Source organism: Campylobacter sp. DY7 (assembly GCF_057802535.1).
This window is the reverse complement of record NZ_JBYJAU010000002.1, coordinates 75,968-100,738: the sequence shown is the minus strand read 5'-3', so window position 1 is coordinate 100,738 and position 24,771 is coordinate 75,968. Positions and strand designations below refer to the sequence as shown.

The 24,771-nt window shown below is 29.0% G+C and carries 28 protein-coding genes; 4 read left to right on the top strand and 24 right to left on the bottom strand.

What is annotated here, in order from left to right:
- Window positions 1–12: 12 nt before the first annotated feature.
- The 11 genes from AC1B00_RS01855 to AC1B00_RS01805 are packed head-to-tail and all read right to left on the bottom strand — an operon-like array spanning window position 13 to window position 11,762.
- The gene (locus AC1B00_RS01855) at window positions 13–588 is read right to left on the bottom strand and encodes an NUDIX hydrolase (protein WP_488847844.1); all 576 of its coding nucleotides are present in this window, start codon (window positions 586–588) and stop codon (window positions 13–15) included.
- Window positions 585–1,253: a hypothetical protein gene (locus AC1B00_RS01850; RefSeq protein ID WP_488847843.1), complete on the bottom strand. Its 669-nt coding sequence runs from the start codon at window positions 1,251–1,253 to the stop codon at window positions 585–587. The genes AC1B00_RS01855 and AC1B00_RS01850 overlap by 4 nt, the downstream gene beginning before the upstream one ends.
- Complete coding sequence (locus tag AC1B00_RS01845; RefSeq protein ID WP_239817898.1) at window positions 1,234–1,965, bottom strand: DUF815 domain-containing protein; 732 nt, start codon at window positions 1,963–1,965, stop codon at window positions 1,234–1,236. The genes AC1B00_RS01850 and AC1B00_RS01845 overlap by 20 nt, the downstream gene beginning before the upstream one ends.
- Entirely contained in the window at window positions 1,949–3,946 is a 1,998-nt protein-coding gene (gene glyS, locus AC1B00_RS01840; protein ID WP_488847842.1) for a glycine--tRNA ligase subunit beta, read from the bottom strand. Before glyS ends, AC1B00_RS01845 begins: the two co-directional genes overlap by 17 nt.
- Window positions 3,943–5,142: a threonine ammonia-lyase gene (gene ilvA / locus AC1B00_RS01835; RefSeq protein ID WP_239817896.1), complete on the bottom strand. Its 1,200-nt coding sequence runs from the start codon at window positions 5,140–5,142 to the stop codon at window positions 3,943–3,945. Before ilvA ends, glyS begins: the two co-directional genes overlap by 4 nt.
- Window positions 5,129–6,148 (bottom strand): rRNA adenine N-6-methyltransferase family protein, encoded by a 1,020-nt coding sequence (locus AC1B00_RS01830; RefSeq protein ID WP_488847841.1) that lies wholly within the window; start codon window positions 6,146–6,148, stop codon window positions 5,129–5,131. Before AC1B00_RS01830 ends, ilvA begins: the two co-directional genes overlap by 14 nt.
- On the bottom strand, window positions 6,141–7,898 hold the full coding sequence (locus AC1B00_RS01825; protein WP_336611256.1) for a Na+/H+ antiporter NhaC family protein: 1,758 nt from the start codon (window positions 7,896–7,898) through the stop codon (window positions 6,141–6,143). The genes AC1B00_RS01830 and AC1B00_RS01825 overlap by 8 nt, the downstream gene beginning before the upstream one ends.
- Window positions 7,899–7,919: 21 nt before the next feature.
- Window positions 7,920–9,206, bottom strand: coding sequence for an MFS transporter (locus AC1B00_RS01820; RefSeq protein ID WP_488847839.1), 1,287 nt, complete (start codon window positions 9,204–9,206; stop codon window positions 7,920–7,922).
- Window positions 9,203–10,351 (bottom strand): GGDEF domain-containing protein, encoded by a 1,149-nt coding sequence (locus AC1B00_RS01815; protein WP_488847838.1) that lies wholly within the window; start codon window positions 10,349–10,351, stop codon window positions 9,203–9,205. The genes AC1B00_RS01820 and AC1B00_RS01815 overlap by 4 nt, the downstream gene beginning before the upstream one ends.
- A complete protein-coding gene (locus tag AC1B00_RS01810; protein WP_488847837.1) occupies window positions 10,351–11,550 on the bottom strand; it encodes a hypothetical protein in 1,200 nt (399 codons plus the stop codon). Before AC1B00_RS01810 ends, AC1B00_RS01815 begins: the two co-directional genes overlap by 1 nt.
- The gene (locus AC1B00_RS01805; RefSeq protein ID WP_336611259.1) at window positions 11,550–11,762 is read right to left on the bottom strand and encodes a hypothetical protein; all 213 of its coding nucleotides are present in this window, start codon (window positions 11,760–11,762) and stop codon (window positions 11,550–11,552) included. The genes AC1B00_RS01810 and AC1B00_RS01805 overlap by 1 nt, the downstream gene beginning before the upstream one ends.
- 89 nt (window positions 11,763–11,851) lie before the next feature.
- Between AC1B00_RS01805 and moaC the strand changes: the two genes are divergently transcribed.
- The 3 genes from moaC to AC1B00_RS01790 are packed head-to-tail and all read left to right on the top strand — an operon-like array spanning window position 11,852 to window position 13,576.
- The gene (gene moaC / locus AC1B00_RS01800; RefSeq protein ID WP_239817889.1) at window positions 11,852–12,325 is read left to right on the top strand and encodes a cyclic pyranopterin monophosphate synthase MoaC; all 474 of its coding nucleotides are present in this window, start codon (window positions 11,852–11,854) and stop codon (window positions 12,323–12,325) included.
- A complete protein-coding gene (locus AC1B00_RS01795) occupies window positions 12,303–12,557 on the top strand; it encodes an HP0495 family protein (protein WP_239817888.1) in 255 nt (84 codons plus the stop codon). The genes moaC and AC1B00_RS01795 overlap by 23 nt, the downstream gene beginning before the upstream one ends.
- A gap of 8 nt (window positions 12,558–12,565) precedes the next feature.
- Complete coding sequence (locus AC1B00_RS01790; protein WP_336611260.1) at window positions 12,566–13,576, top strand: hypothetical protein; 1,011 nt, start codon at window positions 12,566–12,568, stop codon at window positions 13,574–13,576.
- Between the two features lie 73 nt (window positions 13,577–13,649).
- Here AC1B00_RS01790 and AC1B00_RS01785 read toward each other — a convergent pair whose 3' ends face one another.
- The 13 genes from AC1B00_RS01785 to ribA form a co-directional block, all read right to left on the bottom strand.
- A complete protein-coding gene (locus tag AC1B00_RS01785; RefSeq protein ID WP_488847835.1) occupies window positions 13,650–14,372 on the bottom strand; it encodes a hypothetical protein in 723 nt (240 codons plus the stop codon).
- 98 nt (window positions 14,373–14,470) lie between these two features.
- Window positions 14,471–15,085: an ABC transporter ATP-binding protein gene (locus AC1B00_RS01780; RefSeq protein ID WP_239817884.1), complete on the bottom strand. Its 615-nt coding sequence runs from the start codon at window positions 15,083–15,085 to the stop codon at window positions 14,471–14,473.
- The gene (locus AC1B00_RS01775; RefSeq protein ID WP_239817883.1) at window positions 15,082–16,671 is read right to left on the bottom strand and encodes an ABC transporter permease; all 1,590 of its coding nucleotides are present in this window, start codon (window positions 16,669–16,671) and stop codon (window positions 15,082–15,084) included. Before AC1B00_RS01775 ends, AC1B00_RS01780 begins: the two co-directional genes overlap by 4 nt.
- Window positions 16,668–17,669 (bottom strand): Fe(3+) ABC transporter substrate-binding protein, encoded by a 1,002-nt coding sequence (locus AC1B00_RS01770; protein WP_488847833.1) that lies wholly within the window; start codon window positions 17,667–17,669, stop codon window positions 16,668–16,670. The genes AC1B00_RS01775 and AC1B00_RS01770 overlap by 4 nt, the downstream gene beginning before the upstream one ends.
- 278 nt (window positions 17,670–17,947) lie before the next feature.
- On the bottom strand, window positions 17,948–18,475 hold the full coding sequence (locus AC1B00_RS01765; protein ID WP_488847832.1) for a FixH family protein: 528 nt from the start codon (window positions 18,473–18,475) through the stop codon (window positions 17,948–17,950).
- Window positions 18,472–19,023 carry a hypothetical protein gene (locus AC1B00_RS01760; protein WP_488847831.1) on the bottom strand — a complete coding sequence of 184 codons (552 nt, stop codon included), beginning with the start codon at window positions 19,021–19,023 and terminating at the stop codon, window positions 18,472–18,474. Before AC1B00_RS01760 ends, AC1B00_RS01765 begins: the two co-directional genes overlap by 4 nt.
- Window positions 19,024–19,117: 94 nt before the next feature.
- Window positions 19,118–19,333, bottom strand: a complete 216-nt coding sequence (locus AC1B00_RS01755) for a DUF4006 family protein (protein WP_336611266.1) — start codon at window positions 19,331–19,333, stop codon at window positions 19,118–19,120.
- 3 nt (window positions 19,334–19,336) lie between these two features.
- Window positions 19,337–20,179 carry a c-type cytochrome gene (locus tag AC1B00_RS01750; RefSeq protein WP_488847830.1) on the bottom strand — a complete coding sequence of 281 codons (843 nt, stop codon included), beginning with the start codon at window positions 20,177–20,179 and terminating at the stop codon, window positions 19,337–19,339.
- Window positions 20,179–20,376 carry a cytochrome c oxidase, cbb3-type, CcoQ subunit gene (locus tag AC1B00_RS01745; RefSeq protein ID WP_239817876.1) on the bottom strand — a complete coding sequence of 66 codons (198 nt, stop codon included), beginning with the start codon at window positions 20,374–20,376 and terminating at the stop codon, window positions 20,179–20,181. The genes AC1B00_RS01750 and AC1B00_RS01745 overlap by 1 nt, the downstream gene beginning before the upstream one ends.
- 9 nt (window positions 20,377–20,385) lie before the next feature.
- Entirely contained in the window at window positions 20,386–21,078 is a 693-nt protein-coding gene (gene ccoO / locus AC1B00_RS01740; RefSeq protein WP_239817875.1) for a cytochrome-c oxidase, cbb3-type subunit II, read from the bottom strand.
- Between the two features lie 11 nt (window positions 21,079–21,089).
- Window positions 21,090–22,559: a cytochrome-c oxidase, cbb3-type subunit I gene (gene ccoN, locus AC1B00_RS01735; protein ID WP_239817874.1), complete on the bottom strand. Its 1,470-nt coding sequence runs from the start codon at window positions 22,557–22,559 to the stop codon at window positions 21,090–21,092.
- A gap of 65 nt (window positions 22,560–22,624) precedes the next feature.
- Window positions 22,625–23,182, bottom strand: a complete 558-nt coding sequence (rsmG, locus tag AC1B00_RS01730) for a 16S rRNA (guanine(527)-N(7))-methyltransferase RsmG (protein WP_488847829.1) — start codon at window positions 23,180–23,182, stop codon at window positions 22,625–22,627.
- Window positions 23,175–23,738: a GTP cyclohydrolase II gene (ribA, locus tag AC1B00_RS01725; RefSeq protein WP_239817872.1), complete on the bottom strand. Its 564-nt coding sequence runs from the start codon at window positions 23,736–23,738 to the stop codon at window positions 23,175–23,177. Before ribA ends, rsmG begins: the two co-directional genes overlap by 8 nt.
- A 56-nt stretch (window positions 23,739–23,794) precedes the next feature.
- Here ribA and hemB point away from each other — a divergent pair, with 56 nt between their 5' ends.
- Window positions 23,795–24,769, top strand: coding sequence for a porphobilinogen synthase (gene hemB, locus AC1B00_RS01720; RefSeq protein WP_488847828.1), 975 nt, complete (start codon window positions 23,795–23,797; stop codon window positions 24,767–24,769).
- Window positions 24,770–24,771: the final 2 nt, after the last annotated feature.

Genomic DNA, 24,771 nt, shown 5'->3' with positions numbered 1-24,771 from the left:
TCATTTCACCTTTTAAAAATTATTTTTATAAATATGTCTAAACCATAAATTAGCAAAATCAATCAAAGCACTTCTTTTATTGTTAGCAAAAAAGCTATCATAATCACTTAGTCTAACCCAAACGCTTTCTATAAACTCGCCATTATCAACGCCACCGCCAACTCCTACTATATCATCATCGCTAACTTCTGCAAAAAACAAATGCTGAGCACTCACTCCACTGCCAAATCCTGTATAAAATTTATCAATATAAATTAATTTTTTTGGCTTAAATCCTAGCTCTTCAATACATTCATCTAAAGCAATTTCTTCCAAGCTTTTGTCTTTATCAATTATTCCGCTGCAAAGCTCAATTGAAAAGCCATTTTCTAAATTAGCACAATTTTCGTGATAATAAAGCGGTGCTCTAAATTGTTTTACAAATATAAAGCTATCTTTAGCTTTATGATAAAGCATTATGCTAACAGAGTTAAAAGATTTTATAAAATCCCAATCAACCTTATGAGTATTTATCTCATAACTTGCACGAAGTGGCTTTATGAAATTAGATTCTTTAAAATCAACTATTTTAAAATCGCTTATATTCATCTTAGCTCCTTTAAAACTTTTTTGCCTAATTCATCAAAATCTTTATTTTTATAATGTTCTTGCATAAGATTATCAATACTAGCTGAAAAACTCATATAAATATCAGCTAAATTATCAGTATTTAAGGCTTTATAAAAATACTCATCATCTAAGCCTTCGCTTAAAATCTCACTTGCTTCTTCATAGCTTTCAAATGTAAAATCCAAAATATTTAAAAGCTTTTTTGCGTTTGCATTTATTACTAAACTAGGCTTTTTTAAAAGAAAATTATTAAGCATTAAAGCAGTATCAAAACCTACACCTTTAATTTTTAAAAACCATTCAAAATTTGCATTTTGCATAAATTCATCAAAGCTTGAAAAGTCTTTTATAATAGCTTTTGCTAAATCATTTAGCTTTTTTGCCTTTGTATTATAAAAGCCGCTTGGTTTAATTAGTATTGCTAATTCTTTTACATCAATTTCTGCTAATTTTTCAATGGAATTTGAAATAGGAATTTCAAGATTTGCAAAAACTTTTTCTATCTTATTTGTGCTTAGAATTATTGCTAAAAATTTATGAAAATCATCATAATTTTGTAGTTCTATTGGTTTTACTAAATTATTTTTTAATAATGCTTTAAAAATACTAGCTCCATTTATCATTTTACTTCCTATAAATTTCATAAAATTGCTTAGCAATACGACCATTTCTAGCAGCTTTAAGATTTGCAAATTCTAAAGCCTTTGCTCTTATCTCATCGTTATATTCATCTTTAAAAAATGATTTTACTATACTTAAATACTGCTCTTGAGAAATTGAATAAAAATTTAGCCATATTCCAAAGCGTTCTTTTAATGCAAACCTATCATCGCTTTCATCGTTAAAATCTGCATCTTGATAATTTAAATTATTTGATTTTAAAAGATTTTTATAATTTGAACTTAGAATAAACATAATATTATTACTAAGTCTTTCTAATCCGCCATCTAAAATAGGTTTTAAAGCCTTAAAACTATCATCGTTTATCTCAAAACTTATATCATCTAAAAATATTACAAATTTATACTCAAGCTCGCTTAAATCATCAATAATATATCTTAAATCATTCAAGTCTTCTTTAAAAACCTCAACTATTCTTAAATCACTATTGCTAAATTCATTAAAAATAGCCTTTATTAAGCTTGATTTTCCACAGCCTTTAGCCCCTGCTAATAAACAATGCTGATATAATGATTCATTTAAAAAATTATTCATATTATCTTTTAAGATATTAAATTCTTTATCTAAAAATAAAAGCTCTTTAATATCTACATAATCAATGTTTTTAATAGGTTTAAAGCTGCTAGTTTTTGCTCTAAAACTTGCAGCTTTGTAGTTTTTAAATATTGTTTTCAAAACTTACTTCTTTTAAATCAGCAATACTTGCAATATGCTTATAAATGCTATAAACTAAAGCTAAACGATTGTTTTTAATCTCTAAATCATCAACATTAATCATAACATTATCAAAAAACTCATCAATAATAGGCTTAAGTGCAAAAATCGCAGCTAAATTATCGCTAACATTTTCGCTAAAGCTAATATCTTTATAGGCTTTATGTAATTTTCTTTCATATTCATTACTTAACTTGCTTTCATCACAATATAAGTCTTTGCTATCTTTAATAATGTTTGCAAGTCTTTTAAATGTTGAGATTTTGCTCTCATAATCTTTATCTTTTGATAAAGTAATTAAAGCATTAATATTTTCATCAATCGTTACTATATCAGTATTATTAGCGTTTAAAACTGCTTTAATATAAGATGAATTCACAGGATATAAAGCCGAAAATCTATCATTAATAAAGCTAATTAATTTTGAAATATCATAAGCTTTATAAAGTCCTTTAAACTCGCCTAATAAATCTAAAAGATTAAATTTAACGCCTAAATCAATTAAAATTTTAATAATGCTTAAAGCCGCTCTTCTTAATGCGTAAGGGTCTTTATTACCACTTGGAAGTTTATTGATACTAAAAAGCCCCATTAAGGTATCAAGTCTTGTTGCAAGGATGATAATTTTGCTAAGCTTTGTGCTTGGCAATTCATCATATAAATATTGCTCTTTAATAGCTGTGCAAACTTCACTAGAATATCCCATATTAGCAGCATAGTATGAGCCTACAATTCCTTGAAGCTCTGGGAATTCTCCTACCATTTGAGTTCTTAAATCAGCCTTGCTAAGATTGATTGCATCTTTTACATTTTTTTCGTTTTCATATCCAAATATCTTTGCAAGTCTTAAAGCAATGCTTAGCTCTCTTGCTTGCTTATCTTTTAGCGTTCCTAATTCTTGCATATAAATTGTATTTGCTAAACTCTCAGGCTCTAAACCAACTTTTAAATCATTTTCCCAAAAGAATAATGCATCACTAAGTCTTGCTCTTAGAACCTTTTCATTACCTTTTTTAATAGTTTCAAGGTCAGGATTGAATGAGTTTGTAATTGTTATAAAATTATTGCTTAAAGAATTATCTTTATATACTGCAAAATAGCGTTGATTTTCTTTCATTGAAGTAATGATTACTTCAGGTGCAACTTGTAAAAATTCTTTATCAAAACTACCTAAAAGCGCTGATGGATATTCAGTAATTGCTACAACTTCTGCTAATAATTCTTCATCAATTTCCGCTTTTAAATTCCATAATTTTTCAATGTTTCTTATCTCGCTTAGAATTATTTCTAATCTATCTTTAGGATTTAAAATAACTCTGCCTTCTTTTAAGGTTTTAAAATACTCTTCTTGAGTATTAAAAGCAACTTTTTGCATACTCACATTTCTATGAACGAAAGTACTCTTGCAAGATTCTTGATTAAATAACTTCGCATTAATTAATTCATCATCCATCATAACACATAGCCCAGTAATAGGACGAATAAAGCTAAAAGTATTTGCTCCCCAACGCATACTTTTACCAAAATTAAGGCTTGTTATAAAGCTTTCTAAAATATCGTTTATTAATTCTTTTATATGCTTTCCTGCTTCGGTTTTTAGAGCATATAAACAAAGTTTTCCTTTGATTTCTTTAAACTCTAATTCGCTTTCGCTAATATTTGCTTTAGCTAAAAAGCTCTCACCAGCTTTGCTTAATTTTCCATCTTTAAAAGCAACTTCTTTAGGAGCACCAATTAGCTCTGTTTGGCTATCTTTTGAAAATTCTTTGGCTTTAAAAGTGAATAAAAAGCGTCTTGGAGTATATAAAAACTCTAAATCGCTAAAAATAATATTATTCGCATTTAAAATAGTTTCTAATTTATTTTTAATATTTGGCTCTTCTTTTAAAAAAGGAATAGCCGGTAATTCTTCGCAAGTTATTTCTATTAAAAACTTTTTCATCTTATCTCCTTATAAATAAATCCTTGTTCGCTTAAAACTTTACAAACTTGTTCTTGATGAGCCTTACCTTTAGTCTCTAGCGTAATTGTAATATTTGCATCACCAAAATCAGCCCCAAATCTATCATAATCAACCTTAATAATATTAGCTTCTGCATCTTTTAAAGCCTTAGTTAAATCAAGCAATGCACCTGCTTTATCAATTAAAGTTACGCATATTTGCATTTTTCTATAGCTTTTTACTAGACCTTTTTCAATGATATTATTTAGCATTGTTACATCTATATTTCCACCACTTAAAATACATACTACATTGCCACTTAGATTAGGGATTTTGCCGTGCATTATAGCAGCTACGCTAGCAGCTCCTGCACCTTCTACAACTTGTTTATGCTGTTCTAATAAAAATAAAACCGCATTAGCAATTTCTTCATCGCTAACCATTACTATATCATCTACATTTTGCTTAATTATATTAAAGCAATCTTCATTAACATCTCTTACAGCAATACCATCAGCTATTGTTTTTACCTTGCTTGAGTTTATGATTTTACCTTCATTAAAGCTATTTAGCATAGCGCTTGCGCCCTTACTTTGAACGCCTATTACTTTAATGTTTGGATTTATTTGTTTTGCTGCACTTACAATTCCACTAATTAAGCCACCTCCACCAATAGGCACGATGATATAAGAAATATTATTTAATTCTTCTATTAGTTCTAAAAATATAGTTCCTTGTCCTGCCATTACGAATGGGTCTGCAAATGGATGAATAAAGGTTAGATTTTTAGTCTTTTCTAACTCTTTTGCATAAGCGTATGCTTCATCAAAATTATCGCCCTTTAAAATAACTTCAGCACCTAAGTTTGCTGTGCTACTTACTTTATTAACTGGTGTTGATTCAGGCATTACGATATAGGCTTTTATCCCAAACTTTGAAGCAGAAAACGCTACTCCTTGAGCGTGGTTTCCTGCACTTGCTGCAACTACTCCTAATTTTTTTTGCTCATCACTTAAGTTTGCAAGTTTATTATAAGCGCCCCTTATTTTATAAGCTCCTATTGTTTGAAGATTTTCACATTTTAAGTAAATGCTATATTTATCATTTGATAAAAATCTTGAATAATTAAAAGGCGTTTTTATCGCTACATCATAAACTTTTTCTTTAGCAGCATATATTTTGCTAAGCTCTATCATCTTTTATCCTTTCTAGGTAAAATCCACACTCTAAATGCTCTGAATTAATGAATTGGTCAAACAATACAAACCTTTTTAATTCATGAGTTTTATATAATTTTTCTAAATCAATTTTAGCTGTTAATGGATTACATGAAATATAAATTATATTATCATAGTTTTTTACTAATTCTACACACTCGCCTAAACCACATCTAGGAGGGTCTATTAAAATATGCGAAAAGCAAAAATCATCTAAATTAATATGTTTTAATCTATTAAAGGCCCTTACTTTATTAAAAGCATCTTTTACTTCGCTATCTTTTAGCCTTGCTGTGTAAATATTATTAGTATTATTTATTTTGCAATTTGTATTTAAAAATTCTACATTTTTTTTGCTAAGTTCGGTTGCGAAAACTTTTTTAAAATAAGGAGCAAGTGCTAAAGTAAAATTACCATAACCACAATAAAGTTCTAATAAATCAGCATTAGGCTTAACTTTTGCGCAAGAGATTGCAAACTCAAGCATTTTTTCATTCATTAAAAGACTTGGCTGTATAAAACACTCATCATTAAATTCATATTTAATACCATTACTAATATGCTCTAAAATATCGTTTGGATAGGCAATTCTTTGCTTTCTTGATTGCATTATGATATTTAGCTTTAATTTAGTTAATTTGCTAAGTTTTTCGTAGTAATTTCCGATTTTGAATTCTTTAATATCTTTATGATATAAAAGCAAAACATTTAGAGTATAAAAACTTTTAAAAAATCTAATTTCAAATAATTTATCCTTTAAAACTTCATCTAAATTCTCAAGTAATTTAGGCATAAAATCTCTTATCTCATCGCATATAAAAGAAGTATCAAAATCAGTAATTTTACACTTATCTTTAAACATAGCATAAGAGATTTTGCCATTATCTTTATATAAAGCAAAATTAACTCTAGTTCTTAAACCATTTTCATAAATTTTTTCGCAAGGAATATTAAATTCCTTGCAAACTAATTCAAATTTATTCAACTTTTTTTCCTATTAAGCGAAGTGCTAAGCTCATCATAACTACACCTAAAATAATTGTTAAATATACATTTAGACCAAAACTTACAGGAATATAGCCAAAAATAACGCTAATTGCACACACTAAAAGTGCATAAGGCATTTGAGTTTTAACATGCGCACTTAATTCACACTTTGCACTCATTGCGCTTAAAATTACGGTATCAGCAATAGGTGAGCAATGATTTCCAAAAATAGCACCTGTTAGAACACAAGAAATATTTATTACCATATATTCATGAAGTTCGTTGCCACTCATACCTGATTCAAGTCCTACTGCGTGTGCTAGTGGGATTGCTAAAGGCATTAAAATACCCATTGTTCCATAGCTTGTGCCTATTGCAAAACTCATTGCTGAGCCGATTAAGAAAATCATACTAGGAAGTAAAACATGCGGAGTTGAGCCTGATAATAATTGCACTATGTATTTATGAGTTCCTAATTCTTTTACAATAGCAGCTAAGCTCCATGCAAAAAGTAGCATCGCGATTGTAAATATCATACTCTTCCAACCATGTAGCCATGTCTCAACTGCTTCTTTATGATTTATCTTTTTGCGAACTAGACCTAAAATAACTGCTACAACACTAGCAAATAATGCAGCTTGAAATAATGCAAGGCTTGAATTTGCTTCGCCTAAGGTTGTTCTTATCGCATAAAAGCTTAAATAATTTTCTTCAATCTTACTTAAAATATCAGCTTTATCAGGATCATCAATAATAGCATTTAAACCACTAAAATAAAAACTTGTTAAAGCTGTAATAATAAGAGTTAGAATAGGAATTAAAGCATCGCTAATTTTGTGCTCTATTCCTTCACGAGGTTTAAGCTCACGCTCTAACTCAGCTCCAACATCAAGTGCAGCTTCGCTTACTATTCCTGCACGAGCATTCTTTTCAGCAATATACATTGAACCAAATTCTCTTTGCTGAACAGCAGTTAAAACCACGAAAATTAGCATGAAAATATTATAAAATCTATAAGGAATTGTCTGCATAAATACGCCAAAAGCATTTACATCATTAATTCCAACTAAAGTATAAGCAGTCTTAATAAGCCCTACTTCAATACCTATCCAAGTAGAAATTATAGCAATTCCTGCAACAGGTGCAGCTGTGCTATCTAGTATGAAGCTTAGCTTTTCACGAGAGATTTTAAACTTATCAGCAATTGGTCTCATAATAGGACCAACGGTTAAACTATTTGCATAATCATCAAAGAATATACATAAGCCTATTAACCAAGTGCTAACTTGAGCTGAAACAGGACCTTTTACAAAGCGAGTAAGTGCAAGTGCTACTGCATTAATTCCACCCATTTTAGTAATTAATGCAACCACACCACCTATACAAAATACTTGTAAGATTACTCCTGCATCATCGCTATCTATCATAGCATCAAGCAAATGCTTTACTATGTTTGAAAACGATGCTAAAAATAGATTTACCCAATCCATAAAAGATGGATTATTATAAGTAAATGTATAAGTATCATTTACAACATTTGCTGTGTAAAAATTAGCAAAAGCTAGAAGAAAAGTTCCTGTAAAAACACCTATGAATAAAGACAAAATTACTTCACGAGTAATAAAGGCTAAAATAATTGCCATTAAAGGCGGTAAAAGTGTCAAAACGCCATACAAGTGCATATTGCTAACACTTGTATCAGCAGCATTTAAAAACACTGAAAACAATATTAAAAACAAAAATCTCATTTTAAATTCCTAATTCAAATTCTACATTCTTTTTGATACTAAACAAGCCGTAATAAATGCAACAAAAGCAACAAGAATTATATAAACTCCGCCACCTATTTGATATAAAAATGGTGGGTTTTCACTAATTGCAACCTTGTTTAAAAATGGCAATAAAATAGGCGTAATAAAACCTGCAATAGCATAAGCTAAGTTATAGCTAAAGCTAATTCCACTATAACGAATTTTTGCAGGGAAAATCTCAACCATAATTAAAGGTGTAAAGTTCATAATACCAGCACTAAGAGTTGCTAATAAATAAAATAATATTAAAAGTGTTAAATCCTTTGCAATGTAAAGCTCATAAAAATACAATGCTCCAAACACTCCCCAAAGTATTGCAAATATCTTACATATTCTACTAATGCCAAATTTATCGCTTAGATATCCAGTAAGAACACAACCAATCATCATAGCAAATATACCTGCCATTTGAATACGAGTATTATCAACAGGCTCTACATTCATAATAGCTTTTACGAAATTTGGAGCAATTAATAAAAACACAACAACACAAGCAGTTAAAACCCAAGTAACTAAAATAGAAATAAATATTCCAAATCTATGATTTTCTATAACATCTTTAATAGGAAGTTTTACTAAAGAATCACTTTTTTGCATTTCTTTAAACACAGGAGTTTCATTTAAATAGCGTCTAAGATATAGTGAAATTATTCCAAAAATACCACCTAAAGCAAATGGAACTCTCCATCCCCAGTCTTTTAGCTCTTCAGTAGTAAAATTAAGTTGCATAATAAGTGCAACCAAACAACCAAGTAAGATTCCACCAACAACGCTTGAAGTTAGTAAGCCTATAAATAAGCCCTTTTTGTTATCTTCGCTATGCTCTCTTACGAATACCCAAGCACCTGGTAATTCTCCACCTATTGCCATTCCTTGAAATATTCTTACTAATAATAACGCTATTGGCGCACCATATCCTATCGTCTCATAAGTAGGAATAACTGCAAGTGCAAAAGTAGGAATTACCATTAGTAAAATACTTAGCATAAACATATTTTTTCTACCGAACTTATCTCCAAAGTGAGCCATTACAACCCCGCCTAAAGGTCTTGCTAAATATGCAGCTGCAAATGCTCCATAAGTGTTTAGCTCTTGCCAAAAAGGGCTAAGTGTAGATGGAAAGAAATGATGCGAAAAATAACTCGCAAAAAATACAAAAATAATAAAGTCATAAAACTCTAAAGTCCCACCAAGTGAGCTTAGGGCTAGAGTTTTTACTTGTTCTTTACTTAAACGCTTGTTCATAATTCTCCTTTTTCATAATTTAATTTTTCTCTATTATTTGCTAATTCTTCATAAGCTTCATTTATAAATTTATTGATTTGATAATCAAAAGAAACCGTATGAGATAAGCCAAAAACAACTTGAACTTTAGCTCCTTTTACACCAAAACGATTTCTCATAGCATCTTGCTTGATTTCTTCAATATAGTTTCTTACAACAACCTCATCTTCATTTGCAATAAATACTAAAAACTCATTACCGCTCCATCTAGCGATATATTTTTCATAGTTTTCACTATGTTTTCTAAGAATATATGCAAATTCTTTCAAAACTTCGTTTCCAAGCTCTGTTGTAAATTCTTCATTTATTTTTCTTAGGTTGCTAATTTCTATAATTATAGTGCTTGCTTGAGTTATAACATCTTCATTAGAATTATGATCTAATTTTGCGTTCATTATTTCTAAGAAAGAATATTTATGATATGTATCTGTTAAAGTATCAAAGCTTGTTAGTCTTTTTAAATGTGATTTTCTATTTTCATCATTTACATATCTAATAACCCTTCCAAGTTCCATAATAACTTGAGAGTAAAAAATAGAACTAATAGTAAAAATAACATTAATTATATAAATAATAACTTGTCCATCTTGATAATTACTCTTAGTGCTTAAAAAATAAATAGTTAAATAAATTATAAAATAAGCTAAAGGAAATAAATATATTGCAGGACTATATTTTCTAAGATTTAGATAAAAAAACGATGCAACCAAAAGTATATATAAATCAAATCCCCAACCCCAACCTACTTTATAAGATATATAAGCAGTAGTTGCAATAATTTCTATTTGAAATAAATACCAAGCAAAATGCCTAATTTTTATAAAATCAACTCTTGTTATTTTTTTAAACAAATACGCCCTAAAAGAACGCTTTTTGTTTAATAGTTTTTTATAATTATTAAAAAAATAATTTTTTTGATTAAAGCTTTTTTGAAAACCTCTTCCTATAAAAACAGAAATTATAAAGCCTAAATAAAATATAGAAGCAGCAAAACACCAATAAAAACAATCTAAATAATCATAATAAGAAAATACAACTCCGCTTACAAATCTAGCTAAAAATATAAAAACACTATTTACTACAATTAAAATCTCGTATTTTACCACTATAACGCCTTTTGATTTTGCTCGCCTATGCCGCTTTTATATAAGATATATTCTTTACCCATTGTTCTAGTTTCGTATTTTAATTTAATTACTTCATTGATTTTTTCTAATAATATTTTAGGGCGTTTATTTGTATTTAAATGCTTATAGTATTTCGCAACTATTTTTAAATATACATCAAAGCTATCTTTTTTTCTTCTTACCATATTATCAAAATCTTTGCTAATTGATTCAAGTGTAAAATAAAAACTATTGCTTTCTTCTTCGCCAATTAAAATAATAGAGTTTAAATCCCATTTAATTAGCATTGTTGTGCTAGGCTTTTTGTTTTTATCAAACTCTGGGTAATACACCCTTAATAAACTAAGTAATTCATTCATTAGTTTGTTTTGATAATAGTAGTCCATTTTAAAATATGCACTTTTATCTTTTTGTGTAAAAGACATTTCAAATATGCAAACATTGATATTATCATATTGTGCTAATTGTCTTTGTAAAATTTCTTGAGTGAAATCTTTTTTTTCTATTACATTATACTTATTGTCTTCTTGTGTTTTTGCTTTTATTTTATTTTGATTATTTGATAATTTTTCTATATCTTCAATTGATTTTAATCCAACAACATTTGCTGCAAAAACAATGCCAAAAAACACAACAACAACTGACATACCAAAAAGCATATTATTAAAAAGGTTTTCTTTAACTTCGTTATGCCATACTAAGCTATCAAGTAAAACAAGCGTTATAAAAGCAGCTAATAAAATAACATAAATTATATTTGCAACTATAATTCTTTTTTTACTATCATCAATAAAAATTATGTAAATTAAAGTGGCTAATAGCAATAAATACAATTGCGAACCACCAGCTAAAGAATATAAATAAATATTACAAATAATAGCAATAAGAATAGTTAGGCTTCCACCTAAAAAACTATACCAATCAAGATACCTTGCTATTGATTTTTTCTTCCTATTTAGTAGCAATAAATAAAATAATAGCGTGCATATTATATAAAGCGAAGATATAAAAAACTCCTTAGCAAATAGCATAGCAACACCTAAAAAGCCAAAAACTATGATAATAGTTAATATCAAAATAACATATATTCTTTTTAGAGTAATATTTCTATTTTTTATATCTTCATAAGTTTCGTAAAGTTCTTGTATAAATTCTACTTTTTGATTGTCGTTTTGCATCATTCCTCATCAAAACTATAATCGTCATCATCATACATATCTTCATCATAGATATTGTATTCATCAAGACTGCTTAATTCATCTTCATCAAATTCATCATCAAAGTCGCTAAACTCGTCTTCATCATCTAAGAATTCTTCATCAAAATCATCATATTCACTAAAGCCGTCTAATTCGTCTTCGTCAAAAAATTCTTCATCATCATAAGCCATTTGGATATCCTTAAATAAGTTCAAAAACTGCTAATATACCATTTTATTTATATTATTTGTTAAAATCCATAGAAAAATAAAGGAAAAAAATGCAACTTACTCACATAAACGAACAAAATAATCCAACAATGGTAGATGTAAGTGATAAAAATATCACAAAAAGAAGAGCTTTAGCAAGTGGTAAAATCACAATGAACGAAGAAGCATTTAATGCCGTTTTAAACGGAAATGCTAAAAAAGGTGCTGTGATAAATACTGCAATTGTAGCAGCGGTTCTAGCAGCAAAACAAACATCAAATTTAATCCCTATGTGTCATCCACTGCCTATTAGCAAGGTTGATGTTGATATAACTCCCGTTGATAACGAATTTGCTTTTAAAGTAAGCGTTGTGGTTGTTACTGAAGGAAAAACTGGTGTTGAAATGGAAGCTCTAAATGCTGTTAGCGTTGGCTTATTAACTATTTATGATATGGTTAAGGCTATTGATAAAACAATGGTTATTGATGATATAAAATTACTTGAAAAAGACGGAGGCAAAAGTGGTCAATTTAGAAGAAATTAAAGCTGATTTAAAGATTGAATATCCTTGCAATTGGAGTTATAAAGTAATCTTAGATAAAGATAAGGATATAAACGAATTAGTTAAAGAATTAAAAATAGAAAATGCAAAAATAGAGAATTCAAAATCAACCGATAATTATAAAAGCTATAACATAAGCTTAGAAGTGCCTAATGAAGCTTATAGGCTTGAGTTATTTTCTATGCTAAAAAAACATTCTAAATTTGTTTTATAAGGATAATTATGAAAAACATACTATTTAATGAAATTAAAGAAAAGGCAAAATCAGAGTTTTTAAAATCAAATGATGAAGAGCTAATCTCTAAATTATATAAGCAATACTGCAATGAATTAGAGCAATTACAAGCACTCAGTAATGAAAATAAAAACATAGTTTTAAAAGCACTTTTAAGAGCAAAAATGTCTATAAAAGAGCAAGAAATCTATAATCTTACAAATGAATTAGAAAACATTAGAAAAGCTATAAAGCAAAAAGAAAACGAGCTTTATGATATAGCAAAATCAAGTTTTAACGAGCTTAGCAAATTAGATTTAAACGATATTCAAAAAGAATACCTTGAAGAATTAATGCTAAATGAAGCAAATTCATTGCAAATACTTTATGAAACAGCTCAAAATGCTTTCATTAATGTGCTTGAAAATAGCGTTATGATAGAAGAAAGATGCTTTTTAATAAGTAATTTTATGTTAATTAATGTTCTTGAGTATGCTAAATTTAATAAAGATAAGATTATAAATGCTGCTGAACTTATTTTAAAAGCCGCAATTGAACTTGCAAATGAATGGCAAAGCTATGCTGAAGAGCTTTTAACTGGAGTTTTAAACGGGCTTTTAGAAGGAATTTTTGCGATACTTGAAAGACTTAAAAAAGACTTAGAAGTAAGCCTAAGCGATAATGAGCTTGATAATATGAAATTATCATTACTTAGCCTTGAGCGTGATTTTATTGCAATGATTAAGCAAAATCTTAATAATGATGCTTCAGGCAAGGCATTAGAAAATATTTTAAACAATAAGCTAGATAATAACTTCGCAAAATTTGCAAGATTAGTAAGAGAAAATAAGCAATTACTAAATATAAAACTAATCAAATTCCAAAACTCAGAACTAAATGAAAAAATCAAAAAAGAGCTAAATACTTTAGAAAAAGATGTGAAAAAAGCTTATAATGATTTTGATGCGAAAAAATTAGCAAAAAATCTAATGTCAAAATTTAGACAAAATAAAAACTAAAGAATTTGAAATAGGAAATTCCTATTTCAAATTCTGATTAAAAAACATTAGTCTTAAAGGTATTTATAAGTTCTTATCTTTTATAGAATTCACGAAGCATTCTATCAGCGCTTACTTCTAATTCTTTATCATCATCAATTACAAAAGAATCTTTTAAATCAATAGTTTTATCAGTATTTACATAAAAACTAATTTTATAAGTTCTTGATTTTACTTCCACAGGAGTTTCAAATAAAACAATTTCTTCTCCTTCTGCATTATAATACGCAAATGCTTTTAAAAGATTTTCTAAATTATAAGCAGTATATTTAGGAGCACAATTAAAATTATTGATTTCATCACTTATTGTTTTTTCACATTTTAAGTAAGAAAATGCAACACCTTTAGTTCTTTTGGTTAATTCGCAATGTTTTTTCGTAAGTTCTAAAATCCCTTGAAGATCTGGAAGTTCTAAATCACTCTTACATTTATTTTGTAAATTCTTTTTGATAGTTTCATATTCTTTAGCAATTGCAGATTGATTAGATGCTTTTTTACTCTCAAAAGCTTCTTGCTTTTCTTTAAATTCATTCTTTAAAATCTCTTTTTTAATTTCGCAAGTTGCAGTTACTATATTTTGACCGCCTTTACTAGTATCTTTCCATTTTACGCTCTTACAATCATTAAAATTATCAATTGCAGTTCCTATTGTCATAGTTTTATTAAAATTTAAAGTAGCGTTTTTTACAATATCTGTATTGCTATCGCCACAACCAATTAAAGCCAAACAAGCAAGTGAAAAATAAAATTTTTTCATATCTATCCTTTTAGTTTAATAATATTTTTCAAGATACTACTTAAAAAGAATTAATAATTTTAATTTTATTTATTTATTGTTTAAAAAAGACCTTTGATTTATCCACAAGTAAGCTTTAAAATTTTTGACTTAAAAGCATTTACATCGGCTAAATCATGAGTTACCATAATACAAGCGATATTTAATTTACTTATATAATCAAGCACAAAGCTTCTAATTGAAGAGCGAAGATTAGCATCTAATGCGCAAAAAGGCTCATCTAAAAGCAATAATTTTGGCTTTTGAGCTATACATCTTGCAAGAGCAACGCGTTGTTGCTGACCACCACTTAAAGTTTTTGGATAAGCATTTGCTAGGTTGCTAATTTCAAGTGAGTTTAAAATATCCATAGCGATTTCTTTTTTATCGCCATCTTTTATACCAAATGTTACATTTTCTATTACTTTTAAATGTGGAAAGAGTGCGTAATCTTGAAATAAAAAACCTATATTTCTTTTATATGCAGGAAGTTTAGAAATATTTACACCATCTAAAATAATTTCGCCTTGTTTTAATTCTATAAAACCTGCAATTAATTTTAAAATAGTGCTTTTTCCACTTCCACTTTGACCTAAAATACTTAGCCTTTCTGATTGTTCTAAACTAAAGCTAAGATTAGAAAATAAAGGCTCTTTATATCCAAATGTAACATTTTTAAATTCTAAATAACTCATTTTCTTTCCTTAATAAAATTAAAAATAACTAATAATATAAAGCAAGTAATAATTACAACAAGTGCAGGAGCACTAACCATAGCAAGCTGCTCATCACTTGCGTATCTATCCATTTCAAACGAAAGGGTTTTAAAATCACTCGTAGCAAGCAAGCTAGCAAGTGGTAATTCTTTTATAACTTCTATAAAAATTAATATAAATGAGCTAAGAAAACTTGGAATTATTAGCATAAACTCAATTTTAAAAAAGCCTATTAATTGATTTTTACTAAGGCTTTGCCTTGCATAAATAATTGAGCTTGATAGTTTATTAAATCCTGCATCAAGTCCATTAAACCCAAGTGAAAGAAATCTTACCACATAAGCAAAGATTAAAACCACAGGGCTAAGTGTTAAAAATAAAGTCTTATTAATTCCAAAAAACTCGTAAATAGGTGCATTTAACCTATCAAAAGATATAAATAAAGTAAGCATACAAATAGCAATAACCGAACCAGGAATGCTATAACCCATATTTGCTAAAGAACTTATTGCAAGTTTATTAACGCCACTTTTAAAGCGTTGATTATATGCTAAAAACATAGCTACAAATAATATAATTAAGCTAGAAATCGTGCTTAAGAAAAAGCTATTTTTGCTAAGCGTAAATAAAGCTGAGTAATCAACATCAAAATAACTTCTCTTAAACCAAATCAAAATATGAATAATAGGAAGTAAAAAACAAATAAAAAACACTAATGAAAATAAACTTATGATAATAAAACTAGCTTTTTTACTAAGTTTTGCCCTTGTGATAGGATATTCTTTAGAGCTTATTTCATAAGGCTTTCTAAAAATCTTTTCAACAAAAAGAATAAAAAATACAATTAATAATAAAATCACAGCTAATTTAATAGCAGCATTTAAATCACTATACCCAATCCAAGCTTTATAAATGCCAGTGCTAAACACATGAAGTCCGTAATAATTAGGCGCTCCATAAGCATTAAGGCTTTCCATAGCACAAAGACTTGCACCTGCTACAATTACAGGGCGGCTTAGTGGCAAAATAATTTTAAAAAATATTTCCGTATCACTTTTACCAAGACTTTTTGCACTATTTATAATACTTGCTGAAAATCTTGCAAGAAAACCTCTAGCTAATATATAAACATAAGGAAAAAACGATATTGTAAATATAAAAATACACCCATAAATATTCATAATATCAAAGTGGATTTTAATATCAAAAGTATTTCTTAAAAATATATTAAACCACGAAAAATACGAGAAAAAATCAGCATAAACATAAGCAAACAAATAGCTAGGAATTGCGAATGGTAATACTAGCACAAAACGAAAAAACTTCCTAAATTTATACTCATAAAAACTTTCAAAATATGCTAAAAATACACCGATTATAGTTGAAAATAAAAGTGTAAAAAATAAAATAATCGCTGTATTTTTAAGATACTCTCCTAAGTAACTCTCAAACAACACAGCCGTATTTGGCTTTATCGGCTGTGTTATAAAAAACATTACATAAAAAATAGGAATAAGTATTATAAAAAGTAAAAAATAAGCAAAAAAATCGCTTAACTTTCTCACTTCCACATTGCCTTATCTGCTATTACTTGTGCTTCTTCAAGATTTTTTGCTATTTCGTTAAAATCAATTTCACTTGCTTTAAACTCGCCCCATGATTTTACAACATCAGCTGGACTTGCTTCACTATTTACTGGGAATTCAAAGTTTGTTTGAGCTAAAATCTCTTGAGCTTCTTTGCTTACTAAAAACTCCATTAAAGCTGTTGCTTCTTTTACATTCTTAGCGTATTTTGTAATTCCTGCACCACTTATATTAATATGTGTTCCGCCATCATTTTGATTTGGGAAGAATATTTTAAGATTTTTAAATACTTCCTGCTCAATTGGGTCTTTTGAAACTGACATTCTACCTAAATAATAGCTATTCATAATAGCAACTGCACCTGTGCCACTTACTATTGCTTTTGCTTGATCTCTATCGTTACCTTTTGGATCTCTTGCGAAGTTTGCTACTAATTTATTAGCCCAATCTTGAGTTTTATCGATTCCATCTTTTGCAATCATAAATGCGATTAAATGGCGATTGTATGATGATGTTGATGAGCGAGTTAAAACCTTGCCTTTAAACTTAGCATCAGCTAATGCTTCATAAGTGCTAAGCTCTTTTGCATCAATTTGTTTTGGGTCATACACAAATACTCTAGCTCTATAAGTTACACCTGCCCAAGTTTTATCCTTATCGCTAAATTTTGCAGGAACTTTTTCATCAACTAGCTTTGATGAATAAGGTTGTAATAAACCTTTTGATTTAGCTTTATATAAATCTCCAGCTCCAACTGTCATAAAAAGGTCTGCACTTGTGTCTTTACCTTCTTGTTCTAGTTTTGCAATTAGTGGGTCAATTTTATCTTGAACCAAATTTACCTTAATGCCTGTTTTTGCTGTAAATGCGTCAAATACGATTTTATCTGAATCATAATGTCTTGAAGTATAAACATTTACTACACCTTGTGCTAAAAGCACGCTACTTGCTAATATTGTTAAAGCTAACTTTTTCAATTTTTCTCCTTAAATAATATTCATAAGTTTTGAGATATTAGCAAGAAATTTATAACAATTATTATTTTTAGTATTAAATAATTTATAAAGATTTTATACTTTATTAGATATTATTAAAAATTATAAAAATATTTATTTAATTAAATAAATTTATATTGTTAAATTATTTATTATTTTATATTTTTTAAATGCTAATTCCGAATTCAAATTCTTTTGTTTAAATTAGAAATTTTTACTTGGAATTTGAAATAGGAATTTGAAGTAAGAAATTAGTATGTTTATTTTTGTAATTTACAAAGGTTTTTGCATAATTCTAATTTATAAAACTTAGAAAGTTCATTAATCTTAAAATGAATTAATAAAGTATAACGACCATCTGATAATTCACCCAAATTAACTTTAAATTTCTTTGTATTGTCATCAAAATCAACACTTAAAACCCTATCTTCATTCTTAGTATGTGGTCTTGTAAGCTTTGCTTTAGTGCTTATATCTTTTGCTTTTAGTTTTGATTTTTCTTTAATTTCTATCTCCACTACATTATCTACAAAAACCGCAGGGCGTTTAGTAATATCTAGTCTTGTCTTATCGCCAATTACTCTTAAAGCAAAATTGTTTAAAAACTCTTGCTCTCTTTCTTTAATTTCTGCGAAATTTTTCTCTACTTCTTGATATTTTAAAAAATAGCTCTCATCTTCATCAACAGGATAATCAAATGATAAATAAACCGTGTAAATACAAGCAATCATCATAAAAATAATTGAACCTACGATTAAATACGGCCAATATCTTCCTTCTTTTATCATTTTTTCTTAACCTTTCTTTTTATTAAAACAAATATAAAAATAATCACAAATATATAAAATAGCATTCTTAAAGTGTTAATAATATTGCTATTTAGATTGCTAAAACCATTTTCTAATTTAACATTTTTACTATCTGCAATTACATTGCAAAGTTCTGCAAAGCCATTTAATACTGAAGTATTTACTAAATCATTTCCTTTAGGCTGAGTAAGTATCGGTAAAATCGCACCTTGTGTAGGAAAAAATCCATATTTTAAATAATAATATTCAGTCACACTTCTAAAGTCTAAGCCCAAATCACTAATAACATCAAGCTTTTTATCTTTTAAACTCATTACTAAACAAGCATAATTTTTTTCATTTTTTACGCTTTCTTTAAGCTCTTTAAAAGACAAATCATTAGATATTAAAACACTTGCTTTAACGCCTGTTTTTTGTTCTAATTCATTACTTAAAATATTAATTTCATTTAATACATTTACGCTTAATGGCTCTTGTGAAAATAAATTCACAAGAACTAAAAGCATTATAATTGCTAATTTTTTCATCCTATACCTAAGTGATTAGGAGTTAAAACTGACCAAGCAGTGATAATAGCTAACGCAACCATACCTAAAACTATAATTGTTTCTAATAACTTGCTCATTTTGCGTCCTTTCTAAAATCTTCTAAACTTCTACTTTCACGCATTTTAGCATCTTCAATTTTTTCTAGTTTGTATGGATTTCTCATTTCTTTTTGTTGAACATTAATTCCCCAAATAGTAAGCCCAACAAGGATTGATAATAATAAAACGGTTGCTATTAACATCCCTGTAATTCCATGCAAACCAAATACATTTCTATTATGATTATCCATATTTTACTCCTTTGATAATGTGCTTACATAGCGTGAAAGTGCATCGATTTGCTCTTCACTTAGCATAGCTTTAAAGCTAGGCATTGCACCTATAACTTTTACACTAGCATCACTATCTGCAATTTTTCCACTAGCTAAAACCATCTTAATAAAATCAGGTTTTGTGTAAATATTTAATGCAGGTGCTACACCTTCCATTCCTTCGCCGTTATCTCCATGGCAACTTGCACAATTGTCTGCAAAAATATCTTTTCCAACTTCACCTTGCATACCATTTGCTACATAAGTTGCAACAGCTGTTGCATCATCACCCTCAACTAAACCAGCTGGCATTTCACCAAAGCCTAGTCCTGTTGAACCATTAGCTAATACATCTAATATACCTGCAACACTGCTCCATTTTGTTAAATCTTGAGCTTTGCCATTAATTCCTGTTGCTTGAACCCCATGACAAGGTGCGCAGTGTAAGAAGAATAAGTTTTTACCAACATTTAGCTTTGATTCATCATCTAAAGTTTGATATTTTTCTTTATATTTTGCATTATGAGCTGTAACTTCTTCATTGTATTCGCCTATTGATGAATATTTATTTAGCGGATATCCTGCTAGCATATACCATACTGCAAATACTAATAAAACAACAAACATAACAGCCCAACCGGTAGGAACAGGGTTTTTATACTCTCCTATTCCATCCCAACTATGCTCACTTAATTCACTTTCTTCTCTTTTGTTTTTCATTTGCTTAAATGCATTTAAGCTTACTATTAATACAGCCAAAACAATAATTGTTGCACCGACAATAGAAAGCAAGTTTACATTATCAGAAAGGTTAAACCACTTCATTACTTTCTCCTATTTTCTAATAAAGATGAATCTATATCATCATCTAATGCAAGTTTTGCATACTTTTCATAATCTCTTTCGCCGCTTCTTTGAGCTTTATATAAATGCGCTATGTAGGCATATAAAACTATTGTTAAAAATGCTACTAAGAAAAAATAAGCGTGTCCTTGATATTGCGCAATTTCAACTAAACTCATATTTTTTCCTTACTTTAAGCTATTTAAATAAGCAATTAATGCAACTATTTCTTTAATCTCACATTTACTATCAAGTGCATTTGCACGGCAAGGTTCAAACGCCTTTTTAACATTCTCATCACTCATCGCATCAACAATAGGAGTAGCTTGCTCTACCATCATTTTGCGTGATTCTTCATAGCTGCCTAATTTTGGATAACCAGCTTCATCATAAGGAACATTGAAAACTTTTTTAACAGTTAAAGCTTCTGCATAAGCAGTTTCTAAATCTGCATTTTTGTTAAATAAATGCGGATACTCAGGCATAATTGAGTTTGGAACAACTGAAACAGGTTCTTTCATGTGATTTTCATGCCAATCAGTAGTTCTATAATTACCAACTCTCATTAAATCAGGACCTGTTCTTTTTGAACCCCATAAAAATGGTCTATCGTAAGCATACTCACCTGATTTTGAATACGCACCATATCTATCAGTTTCTGCTTTAAATGGGCGAATTAATTGTGAGTGACAAGCGTTACAGCTTTCTTTAATATATACATGACGACCTGCAAGCTCTAATGCTGTATATGGCTTTCTATTTTCAATAGGTCTAGCGTTTGGACTAAATGCAGGTAAAATCTCAACTATACCAGCATAAGCGATTACAACAAATACAAATACCGCAAAAAAGAAAGGATTTTTTTCTAACCAACTAAACATATCTTACCTCCTTACGCTTGCATAGGACTTGCTGATTTTGGTTCAACTTCAATGCTTCTGCTTGAAGTAACTGACTTATAAATATTATAAGCAAACATGAAAAATCCTATTAAGTATAATAATCCACCGATAGCTCTTATAATAAAGTAAGGGTGTAATGCAACAACAGTATCAATAAATGAGTAAAGTAAAGCACCACCATCATCATAAGCTCTCCACATCATACCTTGAGTAATACCAGCTATCCACATTGAACTAAAGAATAAAACAATTCCTAAAGTTTGAATAGTAAATTGTAATTCCATAATTTTCTTTGAATAAATCTCTTTTTTGAATACTCTTGGAGTCATATGATAAATTGCAGCCATAGTCATAAATCCTACCCAACCTAGCGTTCCATCATGCACGTGTCCTGGAATCCAGTCTGTAAAGTGTGCTAAAGCGTTGATTGATTTAACTGATTGAATTGAACCTTCAAGTGTGCTAAACATATAGAATGTTGAAGCAAAAATCATAAACTTAATTAATGGGCTTTCTTTTACTTGGTGCCACTCACCTTTCATTGTAAGAAGAATATTTATAGCACTACCCCAGCTAGGAAGTATCAATACAACAGAGAAAATTGAACCCATTGTTTGCATCCAATCAGGAACAGTTGAATAAATTAGGTGGTGTCCGCCTGCCCATAAATATATAAACATTAATGACCAGAATGAAAATAATGATAATTTATAAGAAAATATCGGCTGACCGCTTTCTTTTGGTAAGAAATAATATATCTCAGCAATAATAGCAACAGTGAAAACAAATGCAACCGCATTGTGTCCAAACCACCATTGAACTAAAGCATCGTTACTTCCTGCATACATTGATACTGAGTGAATCCAACTTCCCATTCCTGTAACAAGTCTAGTTGGAACTTCCATATTGTTAAATAAATATAGCATTGCTACACCTAAAAACGCTGCAATGTAATACCAAACAGAAATATATAGGCTTTTCTCACGGCGAATTCCAATAAGTCCAAAAATACTCATTCCCCATAAAACCCAAATCACAACCACTGCAATATCAAATGGCCATTCAAGTTCTGAATATTCTTTAGATGTCGTAATACCAGCAAAAAGGCTAACAACAGCTAATAAAATAGTAATCATAAATATAATAAAATGAGCTTTACCTACGAACATCAAAAACTTTGATTCTCTCATAGATACCTTTAAAACTCTTTGACCTACATAATACCAAGTAGCCCAAATTCCACTAAGCATAAAACCATAAATCACACCATTAGTATGAAGTGGTCTTAGGCGTCCAAATGTAGAATATTCACCTGCTATATTATTTAGCTCAGGAAATGCTAATTGAAACGCTATTAAAGTTCCAATTCCCATACCGATTATGCCAAACAAAATACATGCGAACATAAACCACTTAGCTACGGTATAATCATAGCCAAGATTTTGCGATGGATTTGCCATAACTTCTCCTTAAATAAAAATTAAAATAATCTTCTAATTATAGTCTTAAAAAAAATAATTTAAGCTTAATTTGTAATAATTTTGAAATCTTTTTTATGAAATTCTAAAAAAATTCTATTATTTCTCTCGTGCAATCTAAAATCATTCAAACAATCTAGCTCATCTTTTACGAAAGAGCCTTTATATAAAATGAATTTTGTATTAGAGTTTGAAATATTATTACATAATGTAACAATCATCTCAGTTTTTGCAAAAGCCCTTGATGTAATTAAATCACATTTTAACTCATTTTCACATTCAACCTTAATCGGCTTAACAAAAACATTTTCTAAATTAAACTTAGCTTTCATTAAAGACAAAAAAGCAGCTTTTTTGTAATTTGGCTCATACAAATAAAACTCACAATCACGCTTTAAAAAAGCTAAAAATAAAGCAGGAAATCCAGCACCCGAGCCAATATCAGCAACTCTAATTCCTGATTTAAATTCCACGAAATTTAATATCTCTATACTATCAAATGCTGCTGCTTTAATATCTTTTAACCTTGTAATATTATGGGTTTTATTAAAAGTCTTAATTCCTATTTCAAATTCTTTTACGAATTCTAAAAACTCATTATTCATTTAACATATGTCCCATTTTGCATGATTTAACTTTTAAATACTGCTTATTGTAATCATTGCTTTTCATTATTAAAGGTATGCGTTTTACATCTTTACTAATCGCTTTTAGTTTTAAAGGATTGTTTGTAAGTAATTTTACGCTTTTAATCTTGTAATACTCAAGTATAAAATCAACTATTTTATAATCTCTTTCATCATCTTTAAAGCCTAATTGTAAATTTGCTTCTAAAGTATCTAGCCCACTATCTTGAAGATTATAAGCATTTACTTTATTAAATAGCCCTATCCCACGACCTTCTTGGCGAAGATAAATAACCATTCCGCCATTTTCTTCAATATATCTTAAAGATGCTTTTAACTGGTCTCTGCAATCACATTTAAGCGAGCCTAAAGCATCACCTGTAAGGCATTCAGAATGTATGCGAACATTAACCTCATCATTAATTTCACCTTTCATAATCACTAAATGCTCTTTATCATTTTCTTTAAAAGACTGGATAATAAAATTTCCAAATCTTGTAGGTAAATTTGCTTGTTTTGAAACTTCAACTTTCATCTAATAACTCTTTTTTGATTTAATTAGCTCTAATTATACAAAAAAAGGAGTTTAGTGTGCGTAAATTTAGAAGACTTAGAAAAAGCCCTATAATTAGGGATTTAGTAAAGGAAAACCAACTTAGCTTAAACGATTTGATTTACCCTTTATTTGTAGTAGATAAAAAAAATGCAAAAATTGAGATTAAATCAATGCCAGGAGTTTATCAACTAGGTTTTGATGAATTATTAGCAGAATGTAATGAGTGTTTAAAGCTTGGAATTAAGAGCATTTTATTATTTGGCGTATTAGATGAAAGTGCAAAAGATAGCTGTGGAAGCGATGCGATGAGTGATAATGGGCTAATTGCAAGAGCTATTAGAGCTATTAAAGAGCGTTTTGGTAATGAGCTTTATTTAATAGCAGATTTATGCTTTTGTGAATATACAGACCACGGACATTGCGGTGTATTAGATGAAGATGGATATTTAAACAACGAAATCACACTTAAAAACTCAGCAAAACAAGCTCTAGTAATGGCAAGAGCTGGAGTTGATATGATTGCACCTAGTGGAATGATGGATGGCATAATAAAAACTTTAAGAACTGCTTTAGATGAAAATGGCTTTGATACTTTACCGATAATGGCATATTCAACGAAATTTGCAAGTGCATACTATGGACCATTCCGTGATGTAGCTAACTCAGCTCCTAAAAAAGGCGATAGAAAAGCGTATCAAATGGATAGTGCAAACGGCAAAGAAGCTTTACATGAAAGCTTAGAAGATGAAAAACAAGGTGCTGATATATTAATGGTAAAACCTGCTTTAGCTTATTTAGATGTGGTTAAAGAGATTAGCCAAAACTCACTTCTTCCACTATGCGTTTATAATGTAAGCGGAGAGTATTCAATGCTTAAAAATGCTGGAATGCAAGGGCTTGTAGATTATCCAAAAATCTTAATGGAAACTATGATTAGCTTTAAAAGAGCTGGAGCAAAACTAATAATTACATATCATGCTAAAGAATTAGCCGAAATGTTAAGGGGTTAAAA